The 17,872-nt window shown below is 65.1% G+C and carries 15 protein-coding genes; 5 read left to right on the top strand and 10 right to left on the bottom strand.

Going from position 1 to position 17,872, the window contains the following annotated elements:
- Positions 1–13: 13 nt before the first annotated feature.
- A complete protein-coding gene (gene leuS, locus SFA35_RS22980; protein ID WP_320573012.1) occupies positions 14–2,620 on the bottom strand; it encodes a leucine--tRNA ligase in 2,607 nt (868 codons plus the stop codon).
- Between the two features lie 241 nt (positions 2,621–2,861).
- Here leuS and SFA35_RS22975 point away from each other — a divergent pair, with 241 nt between their 5' ends.
- Positions 2,862–3,191: a hypothetical protein gene (locus tag SFA35_RS22975; protein WP_320573011.1), complete on the top strand. Its 330-nt coding sequence runs from the start codon at positions 2,862–2,864 to the stop codon at positions 3,189–3,191.
- A gap of 84 nt (positions 3,192–3,275) precedes the next feature.
- Positions 3,276–4,040 carry a YdcF family protein gene (locus tag SFA35_RS22970; protein ID WP_320573010.1) on the top strand — a complete coding sequence of 255 codons (765 nt, stop codon included), beginning with the start codon at positions 3,276–3,278 and terminating at the stop codon, positions 4,038–4,040.
- A gap of 63 nt (positions 4,041–4,103) precedes the next feature.
- Here the strand turns inward: SFA35_RS22970 and lnt are convergent, their stop codons facing one another.
- The 5 genes from lnt to miaB form a co-directional block, all read right to left on the bottom strand.
- Positions 4,104–5,636 carry an apolipoprotein N-acyltransferase gene (gene lnt, locus SFA35_RS22965; RefSeq protein WP_320573009.1) on the bottom strand — a complete coding sequence of 511 codons (1,533 nt, stop codon included), beginning with the start codon at positions 5,634–5,636 and terminating at the stop codon, positions 4,104–4,106.
- Between the two features lie 21 nt (positions 5,637–5,657).
- The gene (locus SFA35_RS22960; RefSeq protein ID WP_320573008.1) at positions 5,658–6,497 is read right to left on the bottom strand and encodes an HlyC/CorC family transporter; all 840 of its coding nucleotides are present in this window, start codon (positions 6,495–6,497) and stop codon (positions 5,658–5,660) included.
- A gap of 5 nt (positions 6,498–6,502) precedes the next feature.
- Positions 6,503–7,012: an rRNA maturation RNase YbeY gene (gene ybeY, locus SFA35_RS22955; RefSeq protein ID WP_320573007.1), complete on the bottom strand. Its 510-nt coding sequence runs from the start codon at positions 7,010–7,012 to the stop codon at positions 6,503–6,505.
- The gene (locus SFA35_RS22950; protein WP_320573006.1) at positions 7,005–8,006 is read right to left on the bottom strand and encodes a PhoH family protein; all 1,002 of its coding nucleotides are present in this window, start codon (positions 8,004–8,006) and stop codon (positions 7,005–7,007) included. Before SFA35_RS22950 ends, ybeY begins: the two co-directional genes overlap by 8 nt.
- Positions 8,007–8,105: 99 nt before the next feature.
- Positions 8,106–9,434, bottom strand: a complete 1,329-nt coding sequence (miaB, locus tag SFA35_RS22945; RefSeq protein WP_320573005.1) for a tRNA (N6-isopentenyl adenosine(37)-C2)-methylthiotransferase MiaB — start codon at positions 9,432–9,434, stop codon at positions 8,106–8,108.
- Positions 9,435–9,565: 131 nt separating this feature from the next.
- Between miaB and SFA35_RS22940 the strand changes: the two genes are divergently transcribed.
- The gene (locus SFA35_RS22940) at positions 9,566–9,892 is read left to right on the top strand and encodes a DUF1820 family protein (protein WP_044465235.1); all 327 of its coding nucleotides are present in this window, start codon (positions 9,566–9,568) and stop codon (positions 9,890–9,892) included.
- Between the two features lie 3 nt (positions 9,893–9,895).
- Here SFA35_RS22940 and SFA35_RS22935 read toward each other — a convergent pair whose 3' ends face one another.
- The 4 genes from SFA35_RS22935 to SFA35_RS22920 all read right to left on the bottom strand — a co-directional run bounded on the left by SFA35_RS22935 (position 9,896) and on the right by SFA35_RS22920 (position 13,454).
- Entirely contained in the window at positions 9,896–10,447 is a 552-nt protein-coding gene (locus tag SFA35_RS22935) for a tetratricopeptide repeat protein (RefSeq protein ID WP_320572998.1), read from the bottom strand.
- 216 nt (positions 10,448–10,663) lie between these two features.
- Positions 10,664–11,947 (bottom strand): glutamate-1-semialdehyde 2,1-aminomutase, encoded by a 1,284-nt coding sequence (gene hemL / locus SFA35_RS22930; protein ID WP_320572996.1) that lies wholly within the window; start codon positions 11,945–11,947, stop codon positions 10,664–10,666.
- Between the two features lie 28 nt (positions 11,948–11,975).
- Positions 11,976–12,602, bottom strand: coding sequence for a thiamine phosphate synthase (gene thiE, locus SFA35_RS22925; RefSeq protein ID WP_320572994.1), 627 nt, complete (start codon positions 12,600–12,602; stop codon positions 11,976–11,978).
- Positions 12,603–12,656: 54 nt separating this feature from the next.
- Entirely contained in the window at positions 12,657–13,454 is a 798-nt protein-coding gene (locus tag SFA35_RS22920; protein ID WP_320572992.1) for a hydroxymethylpyrimidine/phosphomethylpyrimidine kinase, read from the bottom strand.
- A gap of 262 nt (positions 13,455–13,716) precedes the next feature.
- Between SFA35_RS22920 and SFA35_RS22915 the strand changes: the two genes are divergently transcribed.
- Together SFA35_RS22915 and SFA35_RS22910 are read left to right on the top strand one after the other, a co-directional pair.
- Positions 13,717–16,128: a hybrid sensor histidine kinase/response regulator gene (locus tag SFA35_RS22915; protein WP_320572990.1), complete on the top strand. Its 2,412-nt coding sequence runs from the start codon at positions 13,717–13,719 to the stop codon at positions 16,126–16,128.
- Between the two features lie 54 nt (positions 16,129–16,182).
- Positions 16,183–17,829, top strand: a complete 1,647-nt coding sequence (locus SFA35_RS22910; protein ID WP_320572988.1) for an acyl-CoA dehydrogenase family protein — start codon at positions 16,183–16,185, stop codon at positions 17,827–17,829.
- Positions 17,830–17,872: the final 43 nt, after the last annotated feature.

The following is a 17,872-nucleotide window of genomic DNA, read 5'->3' as shown; positions in this document are numbered from 1 at the left end:
CGCAACGCCATGTTCAACTGGCGACAATGTTCACCAACTTGCCCGGCACCACGATGACCTTGCGAATGGTCAGGCCGTCGATGAAGCGCAGCACGTTCTCGTTGACCCGGGCTGCCGCCTCGACTTCCTCGCGAGTGGCGCTGGCCGGCATGTCGATCTGCCCGCGCAGCTTGCCGTTGACCTGAATCACCAGCTGCAGGGTGTCCTGGACCAGGGCCGACTCGTCGGCCACTGGCCATTGCGCATCGATGATGGCATCGGCATGGCCGAGCGCCTTCCACAGCTCATGGCAGATGTGCGGAGTAATTGGCGCCAGCAGCAGGGCGACGGTCTGCAGGCCTTCGTGCAGCAGGGCGCGATCGCTGTCGCTGGCCTGTGCGGCTTTTTCCAGCACGTTCATCAAGGTCATCACCTGGGCGATGGCGGTGTTGAATTTGTGGTGCTGCCCCACATCCTGGCCGGCCTGGCGGATGGCCAGGTGAATGGCGCGGCGCACGGCTTTCTGCTCGTCGTTCAGGCTGCCGGTGTCCAGCGGGGCCGGCAGGCCCTGGGCGACATGGGCCTGGGCCAGGCGCCAGACGCGCTTGAGAAAACGGTGCGAGCCTTCGACGCCGGCATCGGACCACTCGGCGCTCATGTCTGGCGGCGAGGCGAACATCATGAACAGGCGGCAGGTGTCGGCACCGAACTGGTCGATCATCGACTGCGGGTCTACTCCGTTGTTCTTCGACTTGGCCATTTTCTCGGTGCCGCCGATTTCCACCGGCAGGCCGTCGGCGGTCAGGGTGGCGCCGATCACCTTGGCCTTGGCGTCGCGCTCCAGGGTGACGTCGGCCGGGTTGTACCAGGTCTTGCTGCCATTGGCTTCGAGACGGTAGTAGGTGTCGGCGATGACCATGCCCTGGGTCAGCAGGTTCTTGAAGGGCTCGTTGGAGGTGACCAGGCCCTCGTCGCGCATCAGCTTGTGGAAGAAGCGCGCGTAAAGCAGATGCAGGATGGCGTGTTCGATGCCGCCGATGTACTGGTCGACCGGCAGCCAGTGGTTGGCGGCTTTCGGGTCGACCATGCCGCCCTCGTAGTGCGGCGAGGCGTAGCGGGCGTAATACCAGGACGACTCGACGAAGGTGTCCATGGTGTCGGTTTCACGCTTGGCCGGTGCGCCGCAACGTGGGCAGCTGCACTGGTAGAACTCGGGCATGCGCGCCAGCGGCGAGCCGGCGCCGTCGGGCACGACGTCTTCGGGCAACACCACGGGAAGCTGGTCTTCAGGTACCGGCACGTCGCCGCAGGCGTCGCAGTGCACGATAGGGATCGGGCAGCCCCAGTAGCGCTGGCGGCTGATGCCCCAGTCGCGCAGGCGGAACTGGGTGCGCGACTGGCCGAGCTCTTTCTTGATGAGCGCGACTTCGATGGCGTCGAAGGCGCCGTCGAAATCCAGGCCGTCGAAGTCGCCGGAGTTGATCAGCGTGCCGTGCTCGCCATAGGCCGCCATCCAGGGTGCTGGGGTCAGGTCGCCGACGCTGGTACGCACCACCGGCTTGATCGGCAGGTTGTACTTGCTGGCGAATTCGAAATCGCGTTCGTCATGGGCCGGCACCGCCATCACGGCGCCGTCGCCGTAGTGCATCAGCACGTAGTTGGCGACCCACACCGGCAGGCGTTCGCCGGTCAGCGGGTGCTCGACGAACAGCGCGGTCGGCATGCCTTTCTTTTCTTGCGTGGCGACATCGGCTTCGGCGACGCTGCCGCTCTTGCATTCATTGATGAAGGCCTGCAGCGCGGCATCGCTCTGAGCGGCCAGGCTGGCCAGTGGATGCTCGGCGGCGACGGCGACGTAGGTGGCGCCCATCAGGGTGTCGGGGCGGGTGGTGAAGACTTTCAGCGCACCGGCTTCGCCGATCGAGGCGACGTCGTAGGGGAAACGTACTTCCATGCCCTTGGACTTGCCGATCCAGTTGCGCTGCATGGTCTTGACCTGCTCGGGCCAACCCGGCAGGTCGTCGAGGCTGGTCAGCAGCTCATCGGCGTAGGCGGTGATCTTGAAGTAGTACATCGGGATTTCGCGCTTCTCGATCACCGCGCCCGAACGCCAGCCGCGGCCGTCGATCACCTGCTCGTTGGCCAGTACGGTCTGGTCCACCGGGTCCCAGTTGACGGTGCCATTCTTGCGGTAGATCACGCCTTTTTCGAACAGGCGAGTGAACAGCCATTGTTCCCAGCGGTAGTAGTCCGGCTTGCAGGTGGTGACTTCGCGCGACCAGTCCACCGCCAGGCCCAGGCTGCGCAGCTGGCTCTTCATGTAGGCGATGTTTTCGTAGGTCCACTTGGCCGGCGCGACATTGTTCTTCATGGCGGCGTTTTCCGCCGGCATGCCGAAGGCGTCCCAACCCATGGGCTGCAGCACATTCTTGCCCTGCATGCGCTGGTAGCGGGCGATCACGTCGCCGATGGTGTAGTTGCGCACGTGCCCCATGTGCAGCTTGCCGCTCGGGTAGGGGAACATCGACAGGCAGTAGAACGTCTCCTTGCCGGGCTGCTCACTGACTTCAAAGGACTTGTGCTCGTCCCAGAAAGTCTGGGCGGCGGCTTCGATTTCGCGGGGCGTATAGAGTTCGTGCATGGCTACTTTGCGCTGAGAAATGGGTGACCTTGTCCAGGCAGCCTGAATCAGCTGCGGCCGGCGCTCCGGCTGCCGGTAATCCGGCGACAATCATGAAACGCCGTAGCATACATGACCCCCCTCGACCGAGGGAAACCTTGATTGCGCCGGATGGTCCGTTGGTCGACGTTCCTCGCCGGATTTACGCTTCCCGCTACGCTAATGCTTGGGGAAACGTAATATTGTCAATGAGGTGGAGCGGATGGTTGAGTCGCAGCTGGAGGCTTTTGCACCGCAAGTCTATGAACGCCTGATCGACCGCCTGGGGCTGGCCCTGGACGTCGCTCGCACGGCTGTGCGGTTGCGTGACGAGGTGCCTGTCGAACTGGAACTGCGCGGCTTGAGCCGCGCCGAGTATGAATTGATCAATGCCTACCTGAGCAGCGACGCCAGCCATCGCAGCCTCGGTGCGTCGTTCGCCGCCGTGGCTCCGGCAGTGGCCGAGCCTGCGGCCTCGGCCAAGGTGGTATGGCTGGAGCAGGTCCGCGCCAGGAAGCGGGCGCGCGCTCCGGCCGTGCGCAGCAAAGGTTGATCGACCAGAGTTTTACACGGCCAGGCATTGTTGACAGGCGTCATTCCACTTACGCTTCGAGCATCTTCAGGGAGGGGATGCTCGATGTTTCTGCGTTACGTCTTTAAACAACTCTTGATACCGCCCGGTATCCTCTTCATTTTCGTTCTGCTGGCGTGGTGGCTGCGCCGGGCTCGGCCGCGCCTGGCCGGTTGCCTGCTGGCGCTGGGCCTGGGCGGCTTGTGGCTGATGAGCTTGCCTGTGGTGCTGCGTACGGCGGCCCATGCCATGGAAAGCGTGCCGCCGCTGCCGATGGAGCAGTGGGCGAGCCTGGCGCAACGGGCCGATGCGATCGTGGTGCTGGGCGCCGGCCGCGAGCGTGACGACGCCGCCTGGGGCGGCACCGACCAGCCCTCGGCACTGGCCAGCGAGCGCCTGCGCTATGCCGCCCGGCTGGCCAAGGCTTCAGGCCTGCCCGTGTTGATCAGTGGCGGCCTGGACTACGGGCGGCCACCCAGCGAGGCGGCGATGATGGCCGAGTCGCTGGAGAAAGATTTCGGCGTGACCGCGCGCTGGCAGGAGGGCGAAAGCCGCACCACCTGGGAGAACGCGACCAGAACCGCCGCCATGCTCGACAAGGAAGGGATCAAGCGCATCGTCCTGGTGACTCATGGCTGGCACATGCCGCGCTCGGTGTGGAGTTTCCAGCAGGTCGGTTTCACCGTGGTCCCGGCCCCGATGGGGTTCCTTGGCGGGCAGAGCGCCGGGCCGCTTGGCGGCTGGCTGCCGGAGCCCAAGGCCGAGTGGCAGAACGGCTGGTTGCTCAACGAGGCCATCGGGGCGGTGGGGTATCGGTTGTTCTATCGGTAAGGGGCTCAAGCGCGGGCGGGCTTTGCCCCCTCCCTCGGCGTACGGGGAGGGGCCAATCGATCCTCAGTGCGAGGGTTGTGACGCGGCTTTGCCCCGGCGCGCGGCCAGCAGCGCCCAACCCAGCAGCAGCAGGCTAAGAGTCGCCAGCGGCCAGGAGCGCCACCGCAGGTAAGGGGTGAGCTGCTGCATCGGCACCACCTCGCCGTACAGCAATCCCGGCGCGAACTGGGGAATCTGCGCAGTGATCTTGCCGAACGGGTCGATCAGCGCGGAGACGCCGTTGTTGGTCGCGCGGATCATCCAGCGTCCGGCCTCGAGGGCGCGCATGCGGGCCATTTGCAAGTGCTGCAGCGGGCCGATGGAGGTGCCGAACCAGGTGTCGTTGCTGATGGTCAGCAGCAGCTGGCTCTGCGCCGAGAGCCCGGCGGCGAAATCCGGATAGACCACTTCGTAGCAGATGAACGGTGCGATGGCATAGCCTTTGGCCTCGAGCAATTTCTGCTCGGCCGGGCCGCGGGCGAAGTCCGACATGGGCAGGTTGAAGAAGTCGATGACACCGCGCAGCAGGTCCTGCAAGGGCACGTATTCGCCGAAGGGCACCAGTTTCTGCTTGAGGTAGGTGCCGCTGCCTTTGCCGACCACGGTGATGCCGTTGTAGTAGCTGCGCACGCCGTCCACCTCGCGGCGCACCGGCACCCCTGTGATCAACGCGGCATCCTGGCCGGCAGCAAACCCGCTCATCATGGCCAGGTAGGGTTTGGCGGTGTCCAACCAAAGCGGGATGGCGGTCTCCGGCCAGATCACCAGGTCGGCGCGCGGCGCCGCGAAGCTCATGTCGCGGTACAGCGCCAGCTGCTGATCCACGGCACTGGGGTCCCACTTCATCATCTGCGCGACATCGCCCTGGATCGCAGCCACTTTCAACGGCGGTGCCACGGGCGTGGTCCAGGCGTGTCCCTTGAGTGCCAGGCCGATGGCCCAGGGGCCGATCAGCAGCACCAGGCCGGCTGCCAGGCTCGGCGTGTGGCGACGCAGGCGCGGCAGATTGCACAGCAGCGCGGCGCTCAAGGCCAGGGTAAAGGAGATCAGCCACATGCCGCCCACCGGTGCCAGGCCTGCCAGCGGCCCGTCCAGCTGGCTGTAGCCGGAGTACAGCCAGGGGAAACCGGTGAGGAACCAGCCGCGGAACATTTCCTGGGCAAACCATAGCGCCGCGAACGCCAGGGCGTCGGCCAGGGGCGCTTCGCTGCGCCGCAGCCAGCGCGCCCAAAGCCAGGTCGGCAGGGCGAAGAACAGCGCCACGGCTGCGGTGAAGGCCAGCATCAACGAGGCCGCCAGCCACGCCGGGGCGTCGCCGAAGGTGTGAATGCTGACGTAGATCCAGCTGGTGCCGGCGCCGAACAGGCCGAAGCCGTAACACCAGCCACGGGCGAAGGCCTGGCGCGGGTCGAGCTCGCGCAGGCCCAGGTAGATCAGCAGCAGGGCCACCAACGCCAGTGGCCAGATGTCGAAGGGCGCCAGGGCCGGGGTGATCAACGCGCCGGCGACCACGGCCAGCAGGTTACCGGGCCAGCCGGGGCGAGTGATCCAGCGCATGGTGATCCTTAGTGCAAAGCTTCAGCGAGAGATGGGGGTCAGGCGCAGCAAGTGTATCCGACGGCTGTCGGCGTTGAGAATGCGAAAGCGCCAGGCGCCGATCTCGGTGGTCTCGTTGCGCTTGGGCAGGTGGCCGAAGGCACTCATGACCAGGCCGCCAACGGTGTCGAATTCGTCATCGGAGAACTCGCTGTCGAAGAACTCGTTGAAGTTCTCGATCGGCGTCAGCGCCTTGATCAGGAAGTCGCCACTGGGCAGCGGCTTGATGTAGCTGTCTTCCTCGACGTCGTGCTCGTCCTCGATGTCGCCGACGATCTGTTCCAGCACGTCCTCGATGGTCACCAGGCCCGCCACGCCGCCGTACTCGTCGATGACGATGGCCATGTGGTTATGGTTGGCGCGAAATTCGCGCAGCAGCACGTTCAGGCGCTTGGACTCGGGCACGAACGTGGCCGGACGCAGCAGGTCCTTGATGTCGAAGTCGTCGGTGTTGTCCTTGAGGATCAGTGGCAGCAGATCCTTGGCCAGCAGCACGCCGATGACGTCGTCGTGGTTCTCGCCCAGCACAGGGTAGCGCGAGTGGGCGGAGTCGATCACGGCGGGGAGGAACTCGCGCAGGCTCTGGGTGGAGCGGATGCTCACCACCTGGGAGCGCGGCACCATGATGTCGCGCACCTGCAGGTCGGCGACCTGGATGGCGCCTTCGACGATGGTCAGCGCTTCGCTGTCCAGCAGCTTGTTCTGATGGGCTTCGCGCAGCAGCTCGAGGAGCTCCTGGCGGTTTTTCGGCTCATGGGCAAAAGCCTGGGTAATCTTGCCCAGCCAGGACTTTTGCCCGTTGCTCGATCGATCTTCGCTCATGTCCCTTACTCGTGATCCCTGGTGTCGTTCTTCGTTGGAACGGCGGTGGTTGGAAAGTCGGTTTCGTCGTCGGCGTACGGGTCCCTGTGACCCAACTCGGCAAGCAACGTTCGTTCCAGTGCTTCCATTTCCTCGGCTTCGTCGTCGTCGATGTGATCGTAGCCAAGCAAGTGCAGACAACCGTGAATGACCAGATGCGCCCAATGCGCGTCCAGCGGCTTGCCCTGTTCGCGCGCCTCGCGCTCGACCACCTGGGTGCAGATCACCAGGTCGCCCAGCAGCGGGATATCGAGCATATCGTCAGGGACGTCGGCCGGAAAGGACAGCACGTTGGTGGCATAGTCCTTGTGACGGTAGGTGTGGTTGAGCTCGCGGCCTTCGGCTTCGTCGACCAGGCGAATGGTCATTTCCGAGTCGGCGCTGCGCTGGCGCAAGGCCAATTCACACCAGGTGCGAAAATCGTTGTCCTGCGGACCAGCCAGCGTGCTGGCCCGTTGTATGTCCAGTTCAAGCATCGCCGCGTCGACCCTCGGCCGCTGCCGGCTTGCGCGCCTCGAAGCGCTCGTAGGCCTCGACGATACGCTGCACCAGCGGGTGGCGCACCACGTCCTTGGGCTTGAAGTGGGTGAAGCTGATGCCCGGTACGCCGTCGAGCACTTCGATGACATGCGCCAGGCCCGACTTGGTGCCCTTGGGCAGGTCGACCTGGGTGATGTCGCCGGTGATCACGGCGGTGGAGCCGAAGCCGATACGGGTCAGGAACATCTTCATCTGCTCGACGGTGGTGTTCTGGCTTTCGTCGAGAATGATGAAGCTGTTGTTCAGCGTGCGTCCGCGCATGTAGGCGAGCGGGGCGATCTCGATGACCTGTCGCTCGATCAGCTTGGCCACGTGCTCGAAGCCGAGCATCTCGTACAGCGCGTCATACAGCGGGCGCAGGTACGGGTCGATCTTCTGCGCCAGGTCGCCGGGCAGGAAGCCGAGCTTTTCGCCGGCTTCGACCGCCGGACGCACCAGCAGGATGCGTCGCACCTGCTCGCGCTCCAGCGCATCCACCGCGCAGGCGACGGCCAGGTAGGTCTTGCCGGTGCCGGCCGGGCCGATGCCGAAGTTGATGTCGTTGCCGAGGATTTCCTTGACGTAGCGCTGCTGGTTCAGGCCGCGCGGGCGAATCATGCCCTTGCGGGTACGCAGCGCTACCGGCACTTCGGTGGAGGCCGGGTTGGACAATTCCTCGACCGCCGACTCCTGGAGAAACAGGTGCACCATGTCTGGCGACAGTTCGGTGGCCTTGGTCTCACGGTACAGGCGACGCAGCAGCTGCTCGGCGGATTGGGTGTGGGCCGGTTCGCCGATGAGCTCGAATTGATTGCCGCGGTTGCGGATCTCGATGTCCATGCGCTGTTCGATCAAGCGCAGGTGCTCGTCGAATTGTCCGCACAGGTTGGCGAAGCGGCGGGCCTCGAAGGGTTCGAGGATGAAATGATGTGGTTCTATGGGTGCGTTCAAGGTCGTTTATAGCCGCCCGACGGCAATTAAGATGAACTGAAGGATAACCCCGGCAGGCGGGTCGCGAAAGGGATTAAGCGACCAGCGCACAATTACCGTTTATTGCACCAGCGTTCCGCGCAGCGAATGCGGCCGCGCTTCGGCGATGTAGACGTCGACGAACTGGCCGATCAGCTTGGGGTTGTCGGTGCTGAAATTGACGATGCGGTTGTTCTCGGTGCGCCCCTGCAGCTGGCCCGGATCCTTGCGCGAATAGTCAGTGACGAGTATGCGCTGGGTGCTGCCGACCATCTGTCGGCTGATCTCGAAGCCCTGCTGGTTGAGGCGGTGCTGCAAGGCATCCAGGCGCTGCTTTTTCAAGGCTTCGGGGGTGTCGTCGCCAAGGTCCGCCGCCGGGGTGCCGGGGCGCTGGCTATAGACGAACGAGTAGGAGAAGTCGAAGCCGACGTCGGCCACCAGTTTCATGGTCTGCTCGAAGTCTTTCTCGGTTTCGCCGGGGAAGCCGACGATGAAGTCCGAACTGATGCAGATGTCCGGCACCGCCGCCTTGAGCTTGCGCAGGCGTGACTTGTATTCGAGCACGGTGTGGTTGCGTTTCATCGCCGCCAGTACGCGATCCGAGCCCGACTGCACCGGCAGGTGCAGGTGCTTGACCAGCTGCGGCACCTCGGCGTGGGCCAGAATCAGGCTGTCGGAAAACTCCAGCGGGTGCGAGGTGGTGTAGCGGATGCGCTCGATGCCATCGACCGTGGCCACCGCGCGAATCAGCTCAGCCAGGTCGGCGACGTGGTCGCTGTCGGTGGTGCCACGGTAGCCGTTGACGTTCTGCCCCAGCAGGGTAACTTCGCGCACGCCGTGGTCGGCCAGGTGGGTGATCTCGGCCATGACGTCGTTGAACGGCCGGCTGACCTCTTCGCCCCGGGTGTAGGGCACCACGCAGAAGGTGCAGTATTTGCTGCAGCCTTCCATCACCGACACGTAGGCGGTCGGGCCGTCGATGCGCGGCTCGGGCAGGTGGTCGAATTTCTCGATCTCGGGAAACGAGATGTCCACCTGCGGCAGCCGGGTGGTGCGCGCGGCGTCGATCATTTCCGGCAGGCGGTGCAGGGTCTGCGGGCCGAACACCACGTCCACGTAGGGTGCGCGATCGCGAATCGCCGCGCCTTCCTGGCTGGCCACGCAGCCGCCGACGGCGATGACCATTTCAGGATTGGCCAGCTTCAGTTCGCGCCAGCGACCCAGCTGGGAGTACACCCGGTCCTGCGCGCGCTCGCGAATGGAGCAGGTGTTGAGCAGGATCACGTCGGCGTCTTCGGCGCGGGCCGTGACCTCCAGGGCTTGATGTTCGCCCAGCAGGTCGACCATGCGCGAGCTGTCGTACTCGTTCATCTGGCAACCGTGGGTTTCAATATAAAGCTTCTTGGCCATGCGGGGTCATCGGGTGATTCACGGAACCGCGCATTATAGGGGCGAGGCCCCCGGGTTCCTAGCCTTGTCTGTCGGGCGGCTATGCTATAGTTTCGCCCCTCTTCACTACCTCGACCGACTACCCTCCCAAGATGACCAAACGCGAAGCTCCCATTTACAAAGTAATCTTCCTCAACCAGGGGCAGGTGTTCGAGATGTACGCCAAGCAGATCTACCAGAGCGACCTGTGGGGGTTTCTCGAAGTGGAGGAATTCGTCTTTGGTGAGCGCACCCAGGTGGTCGTCGATCCCAGCGAGGAGAAGCTCAAGGCGCAGTTCGAGGGCGTGGTGCGCAGCTTCGTGCCGATGCATTCGATCGTGCGCATCGACGAGGTCGAGCGCCTGGGCACTCCGAAGATCAGCGAGGCGCGCGGCGTCAGCAACGTGATGCCGTTCCCGATGCCGATGCCGGACAAATAGGCTTCAGGGCAAGGGCGAGAAGGGGGTGCGGCCGCCGTCGGCGGTCTGCAGCTCCAGCAGGTACTTGCGAAAGATCTGCCCGAGCACCTGGGTGGCCATCTCCAGGTCTTGATGGGACATCTGCGCCGACACCTGGTCGGCGGTGTCCAGTGCATCTTCGGCGCCATTGACTGCTGCCATCTTCAGCACGATATACGCCTGGACGTTGTTGGCCGGTACGCCTTCGCCCTTGAAGAACATCAGTCCCAGGTGATATTGCGCGTCAGCCTGGCCTTGCAGCGAGGCCTGCTCGAAGTACGCCAGGGCCTGGTTGAGGTCCCGGGGGGTACTCTTGCCGTCATAGTAGAACTGCCCCAACTCGTATTGCGCCTGCGCGTCGCCCGACTTGGCCGCCTGCTGGCAGGTGGCGACGGCTTGTGCGAGGTTTTCCGGCGGGGTATTGAGGGTGCAACGACCCGTCGAGGGGATCAGCAACGAATTGCTTCCCGCCGATGCCAGCAGTGGCTCAAGGAGCAACAGGCAGCCCAAGGCAAGGGCGCGGCCGGTGCGGTTCATGGGGATCGAATTACCTCTGCGCAAAGCGGGAGCCGGCTGAAAGACGGTGCGGTGATGCATTATGAAATAAGCAGAGGCATGGTTACAAAGTCTTTACTCATTTTCTTGCATTCGCAGGTACGAGAGCGCCAAGCCCCGCAGGAGCGAGCTGGCTCGGGAAAGGGCAACATCCTTCCCGAGCCAGCGTGGTCCTGCAGGGCAGGCGCCCAGACGTTCCTACCTCAATGCTGCAAACGCCCGCTCTGCCGCATCCAGGGTAATCTTCAGCTCCGCTTCGCCGTGGGCGATCGAGGTGAAGCCCGCTTCGAAGGCGCTCGGCGCCAGGTACACGCCGCCTTCGAGCATCAGGTGGAAGAAACGCTTGAAGCGCTCCGCGTCACTGGACATGACGTCGTCGAAGGTGACGATGTCGTCGGCGCCGCTGAAGTACAGGCCAAACATGCCACCGGCCTGGGTGGTCACGAACGGAATGCCGGCCGCATCGGCGCGCTCCTGCAGGCCGTCGAGCAGGCGGGTGGTGAAGGCCGTCAGTTCGTCGTGGAAGCCCGGACGGCTGATCAGCTTCAAGGTGGTCAGGCCGGCGGCCATGGCCAGCGGGTTGCCCGACAAGGTGCCGGCCTGGTACACAGGGCCTAGCGGGGCGATGTGCGACATGATCGCGCGTTTGCCGCCGAAGCAGCCCACCGGCATGCCGCCGCCGATGATCTTGCCGAAGGTGCTGAGGTCCGGCACCACGTCGTAGTAGGCCTGGGCGCCGCCAAGGGCCACGCGAAAACCGGTCATCACTTCATCGAAAATCAGTACCACGCCATGCTGGTCGCACAGGCTGCGCAGGCCAGGCAGGAAGCCGGGTGCCGGCGGCACGCAGTTCATGTTGCCGGCCACCGGCTCAACGATGATGCACGCGACTTCCTCGCCGACTTCCTCGAGCATCTGCGCGACTGCGGCCAGGTCGTTGAACGGCAGGGTCAGGGTGTGCTGGGCGAACGCCGCCGGTACGCCGGGCGAGCTCGGCACGCCGAGGGTCAGGGCGCCGGAGCCGGCCTTGACCAGCAGGCTGTCGGAGTGGCCGTGGTAGCAGCCTTCGAACTTGATGATGCTGTCGCGGCCGGTAAAGCCACGCGCCAGGCGAATCGCACTCATGGTGGCTTCGGTGCCCGAGCTGACCATGCGCACCATCTCCATGGACGGCACCAGCGAGCAGACCAGGTCGGCCATCTCGGTTTCCATGGCGGTCGGTGCGCCGTAGGACAGCCCGTGTTCCAGCTGGCGGCGGACCGCGTCGATCACTTCGGGGTGGCTGTGGCCGAGAATCATCGGGCCCCAGGAGCCGACATAGTCGACGTAGCGTTTGTCGTCTTCGTCGGTGACATAGGCGCCAGCGGCGTGCTTGAAGAACAGTGGGGTACCGCCCACGCTCTTGAAGGCGCGGACGGGCGAGTTGACCCCCCCGGGGATGTGTTGCTGGGCTTGGGCAAACAGTTCTTCGGAACGCGACATGATCAATAATCCAAGGCTGGGAAGGGCATCAGGCGGCGGCGAACAAGGCGTTCAGGGCCTTGGCGCGGCGAGTGACTTCCTGGGTGTCGGGGGCGCCGAACAGGGTGTGGACCACTGCGAGCAGGTCCGCCCCCTGGGCGATGAGCGATTCGGCGTTGTCGAGGGTGATGCCGCCGATCGCGCAGATCGGCAGTTTGATCTGCTGGCGGGCGGTGGCCAGGGTGTCGAAGGAGGCCAATTCGGCTTCGGGCTTGGTGCGCGAGGCGAAGAAGGCGCCGAAGGCCACGTAGCTGGCCCCTTCCTGTGCCGCCTGCCTGGCCAGATCGATGCTGGCGTGGCAGGTCGAGCCGATGATGGCCTGGCGGCCGAGCAGGGTCCGCGCCGGGGTCAGCGGGCCGTCGGTCTGGCCCAGGTGCACGCCGACGCCCAGGCGGGCGGCGAGTTCGAGGTCGTCGTTGATGATCAGACGGGTCTTGTACTGTTCGCACAGTTTCATCAGGGTGTCGGCTTCACGCAGGCGCCGCGCTTCGTCGCTGCTCTTGTCGCGGTACTGCAGCAGGGTGATGCCGCCATCCAGCGCCGCCTTGACATAGGCAAGGAATTTGCCGGCCAGCAGCTGGCCATCGGTGATGGCATACACGCCACGTAATTTCATTGCATTACCTCTTGGCCTTGCGGCCGTGCGACCGAGCCGGCTCGGCGATCGGTCCTATGAGCAGAAATCCAGCGGCAGTCGACGCGGCACGTACTGGCCCTGGCCCAGCCGCTCGGCGTCGCGCAGGGTGCGCCAGGTGTAGTCCAGGGCCGACTTGACCGCGCTCTGCAGGCCTTCGCCGAGTGCCAGGCGGCCGGCCAGGGCGCTGGCCAGGGTGCAGCCGGAACCATGATAGCTGCCCGGCAGGCGCTCGCAGGTCCAGCTCGACGGCGCTGCATCGCGGCTGTACAGGCGGTTGTGCACCTGTTGCTCGTCGCCATGGCCGCCGGTGATCAACAGGTTGCGGCAGTGGCGCAGCAGCACTTCAGCGCACTGGTCGGGCGTGCCATCGGGCAGCTCGGCGAGGATGCGTGCTTCGGGCAGATTCGGCGTGGCGATCAGTGCCAGTGGCAGCAGGCGCTCGCGCATGGCGTAGCCGACCTCGTCCTTGCCCAGGCTGCCGCCGCCGCCGGCGCGCAGTACCGGGTCGCAGACGATGGGCAGATGGGCGTGGGCGCTCAGCAGTTCGACCACGGTGTCGACCATGTCGATGGAGCCGAGCATGCCCAGCTTGACCGCCGCCACCGGCGAGTCGCCGAGCACGGCATTGGCCTGAGCCAGGATCCACTCGCGGTCGAGCACGCGGAAGTCGCTGACATTCACCGTATTCTGCACGGTCAGCGCGGTGACCGTGGGAGCGGCGTGACAACCCTGCGCCAACAGGGCTTCGATATCGGCCTGCAAGCCGGCGCCACCACTGGGGTCGTGGCCGGAGAGGCAAAGGACAACGGGGCGAGAGCTATAGATATTCATGGTGCGTGAGCTTACCACTGTGCTCGCGGTGTGACATCTGTGGCGAACGCCGCTGGCGCTCCGGGGGAGACCTGCAGAGCCTGACAAAATCTTCTGAAAACACGACGTTAGAGCCGTGTAGCGGATTGTTGCGACACGTCGCGCAGGTGGCCATCGGCTATGCTAGAGTGCTTCGAAATTGATATCAGGCCCTGCCGGGCCGCGTCGTCTCACAGGGAATGGGGCTTCCCGACGTTTTCCGGACAGGCCATGTTGGGGCCGTATGCGCTATTTGCTGATCCTTCTGGTGGCCTGGCTGCCCTTGCTGTGCTGCGCGGTCGATTTCGACGAATCCACTCAGAGCCTGCCCCTGGGCCGCGTGATGCAGGTGTTCGAAGACGTCGACGGCACGGCCACCATCGACGACGTCAGTGGCCATGGCGCCCTCGTCGAGCGCTTCCAGCGCCATGGCGCCGATGTGCTCAATGCCGGCTACTCGACCTCGGCCTTCTGGCTCAAGGTCGACCTGCACTACGCCGCTGCCGATCCCGCCGCGCAGCGCCGCAGCTGGCTGCTGGAGCTGGCGTACCCGCCGATGGACAACATCGAACTGTACGAGGCCGGTGCCGACGGCACCTTTCGCCTGACCCAGAAAACCGGCGATGCGTTGCCCTATTCGGTGCGCCAGATCAAGCAGAACAACTATGTCTTCGACCTGCCATTCCAGCCGGGCGAGCAGAAGACTGTCTACCTGCGCCTGCAGAGTCAGGGCTCGGTGCAGGCGCCGCTGACGCTGTGGTCGACCACCGCTTACATGGAAGAGCAGCCCACGCGCATCTATGTGCTTGGGGCCATCTACGGCGTGCTGCTGGGCATGGTGGTGTACAACCTGTTCATCTTCATCAGCGTGCGCGACCGCAGCTACCTGTTCTACATCCTTTATATCGCCTCGTTCGGTCTGTACCAGCTCTCGGTCAATGGCGCGGCGGTGGAGTTCCTCTGGCCGCAGAGCCCCTGGTGGGCGAATGCCTCGACGCCGTTCCTGATCGGCGCGGCGGCGCTGTTCGGTTGCCAGTTCTCCCGCAGCTTCCTGCAGACGGCCGACCACAGTCGCGGCATGGACCGTCTGCTGTTCGCCTTGATGCTCTGCGGCACGGTGGTGATGGTGCTGTCGCTGGCCTCCAGCTACGCCCTGGCGTTGCGCCTGGCCACCGTGCTGGCACTGGCGTTCACCGTGGTCATCTTCACTGCCGGGATCCTCGCCTGGCGCCGCGGTCTGCGCCAGGCGCGCTATTTCATCATCGCCTGGAGCGCCTTCCTGCTCGGCGGCATCGTCAACACGCTGATGGTGCTCGGCCACCTGCCCAACGTTTTCCTGACCATGTACGCCAGCCAGCTGGGCTCGGCGCTGGAGGTCATGCTGCTGTCGCTGGCGCTGGCCGATCGCATCAACACCATGCGCGACCAGCAATCGCGGATTCTGCTGGAGGCGGGGCACAAGCTCGAGGTACTCAACCAGCAACTGGCCAACAGCAACCGCCTCAAGGATGAATTCCTGGCCACCGTGACCCACGAGCTGCGCACGCCAATGAACGGCGTCATCGGCTCGCTCGAACTGATGCAGACGGTGCCCATGGTCTCCGAGCTTGAGCAATACCAGCAGACGGCGGCGGGCTCGGCGCGGGACATGATGCGCATGGTCGACGACATCCTGATCCTCACCGAGCTGCAGGCGGGCAAGCTGTACCCCCAGCACGAGCCGTTCAGCCTGCAGGTGCTGCTTGACAGCATGCAGATGCAGTTCGCCAGGCCGGCCCAGAGCAAGGGCCTGGCCTTCAGCGTGCAGATGGACCCGAGCCTGCCGGAACGCCTGCAGGGCGACTCGAAGAAGCTCGCCCTGTGCCTCAACTGTCTGCTGGACAACGCCTTCAAGTTCACCCGCCAGGGCTCGGTGCGCCTGGAGCTGGAAAACCAGGGCGTGCAGGGCGACAGCGTGCAGCTGTGCTTCCGGGTGAGTGACAGCGGTATCGGTTTCAGCCACCTGGACGAGAACACCCTGTACCAGCGCTTCTACCAGGTGGACGGCTCCATGACCCGCGAGCACGGCGGCCTGGGCATCGGCCTGGCGATCTGCCGGCAGTTGGCCGAACTGATGGACGGGCGTCTGCAGCATTTCTCCACGAAGGGGCAGGGCAGCACGTTCGAGCTGACGGTGCGCCTGGGCTTGGTCGAAGCGCATCCGCTGCCCGCGCGCAGCGTCACCGGCCTGGCCCGGCCCGCCGGCTACAGTGCGCGCCGCTCGGCCCAGGAGTGCACCCTGTTGCTGGTGGACGACAACAGCGTCAACCAGCTGGTCCTGCGCGGCATGCTGCTCAAGCTGGGTTACCGGGTGCGCACGGCCGAGGATGGCCTGACCGCGCTGGAGCTGCTGCAGGCCGAGCGTTTCGACGCCGTGGTGCTCGACTGCCAGATGCCGCTGACCGACGCCTTCGCCACTTGTCGGCGCCTGCGTGACCTGCCCGGCCATAGTCATATCCCGGTGCTGGCGATCATCAGCGGCCAGCAGCGCGGCGAGCGCGAGCGCTGCATGGAGGCTGGCATGACCGAATGCATCGCGCGCCCGGTGCGCTTCGAAGACCTGCAGCGGCTGCTGCATGGCTGGCTGCTGGCGAGGGCGGCAGGCGAGAGCGTCTGAGGCGTGCTTGACTGAGAGCCAGTAGCCGTTGTGCTTGATCCAGAGGGTAAGCCCATGCACCCCAGCCAATTCGCCGAAACCCATCAGGTCACCAATCAGCCACCCCCGCTCGATGGCCTCAACCTGTGGCGTGCCGACCTGCCGTTGCAGCAGTGGATCGACCGCTTCGGCGGTGGCTGGGCCCGCGATCGCATCGACGCCTATGGCGCGCTGGCGGGCGGCCCGCTGATGGCTGCAGGCTTTCTCGCCAACCGTCACAAGCCGCAATTCCATAGTCACGACCGCTACGGCCAGCGCATCGATTGGGTGGAATTTCACCCCGCCTGGCACGAGCTGATGCAGACCGCCATCGAGCACGGCCTGCCGTCGCTGCCCTGGACCGATCCGCGCGCTGGGGCCCATGTGGCCCGGGCGGCCCTGACCTATCTGCATTTCCAGGCCGAAGCCGGCAGCGGCTGCCCGTTGACCATGACCTTCGCCAGCGTGCCGGCCTTGCGCCTGCAGCCGGACCTGGCCGAGCGCTGGCTGCCCAAGGTGCTGGCCACCCAGTACGACCCGCGCAACGTCGGCATGGCACACAAGGCCGGGGTGACGCTGGGCATGGCCATGACCGAGAAGCAGGGCGGCACCGACGTGCGCGCCAACACCACCCGAGCCTATCCGGTAGGTGCAGCGGGGCCGGGCCAGGCTTATGAACTGGTGGGGCACAAGTGGTTCTGCTCGGCGCCGATGTGCGACGCCTTTCTCACCCTGGCGCAGACCGACAAGGGCCTGAGCTGCTTTCTGTTGCCGCGTCACCGGCCTGACGACAGCCGCAACGAGTTCTATATCCAGCGCCTCAAGGACAAGCTCGGCAACTGCTCGAACGCCTCCAGCGAAGTGGAGTTTCGGGGTGCCCTGGCCTGGATGATCGGCGAGGAAGGGCGCGGGGTGCCGACCATCATCGAGATGGTCGCCATGACCCGCTTCGACTGCATGATCGGTTCCAGCGCGCTGATGCGTCAGGCCCTGACCCAGGCGGCGCACCACTGCGCCCACCGCCAGGTCGGCGGGCGGCCATTGAGCGAGCAGCCGCTGATGCAGAACGTGCTGGCCGATCTGGCGCTGGAAAGCGAAGCGGCGCTGGCCCTGAGCGTGCGCATGGCACGCGCCCTGGACCATCCCGACAACCCTCACGAGGCGCGCTTTGCCCGCCTGGTTACGGCGGTGGGCAAATACTGGATCTGCAAGCGCGCCCCGGCCATGATCAACGAGGCCGCCGAATGCATGGGCGGCGCCGGCTACGTGGAGGACTGCATTGTGCCGCGGCTGTACCGCGAAGCGCCGGTCAATTCCACTTGGGAAGGTTCGGGCAACGTCCAGTGCCTGGATGTGCTGCGCGCGCTGTCCAGGGAGCCAGGGGTGCTGGACAGTCTGTTCGCCGAGCTGGGCGATGGCCACGGTGATGCTCTGCTGGCAGCGCATATCGAGGGGCTCAAGCGCTCGTTTGCCGACACCGACGAGATGCAGTACCGCGCTCGCCAATTGACCGAAGACATCGCCTTGGGGCTGCAGGCCAGGCTGTTGCTGGAGGCGGGGGATACGCGCGTCAGTGACGCCTTCATCACCAGCCGGCTGGGGCACAGCGGCCGGGTCTACGGCACCTTGCCACGTGGTGCGGACGTTGAGTATATCGTCGGGCGTTCGCTGCCGGTGGGGTAGGCCGCTCATCTTCGCCGACAATTTCCCAATCCCAGGCAATACA

This window comes from Pseudomonas sp. HR96 (assembly GCF_034059295.1).
Lineage (GTDB): Bacteria > Pseudomonadota > Gammaproteobacteria > Pseudomonadales > Pseudomonadaceae > Aquipseudomonas.
Note: the sequence above shows the minus strand (reverse complement) of the source record. Positions and strands in the feature narration are given on the sequence as shown.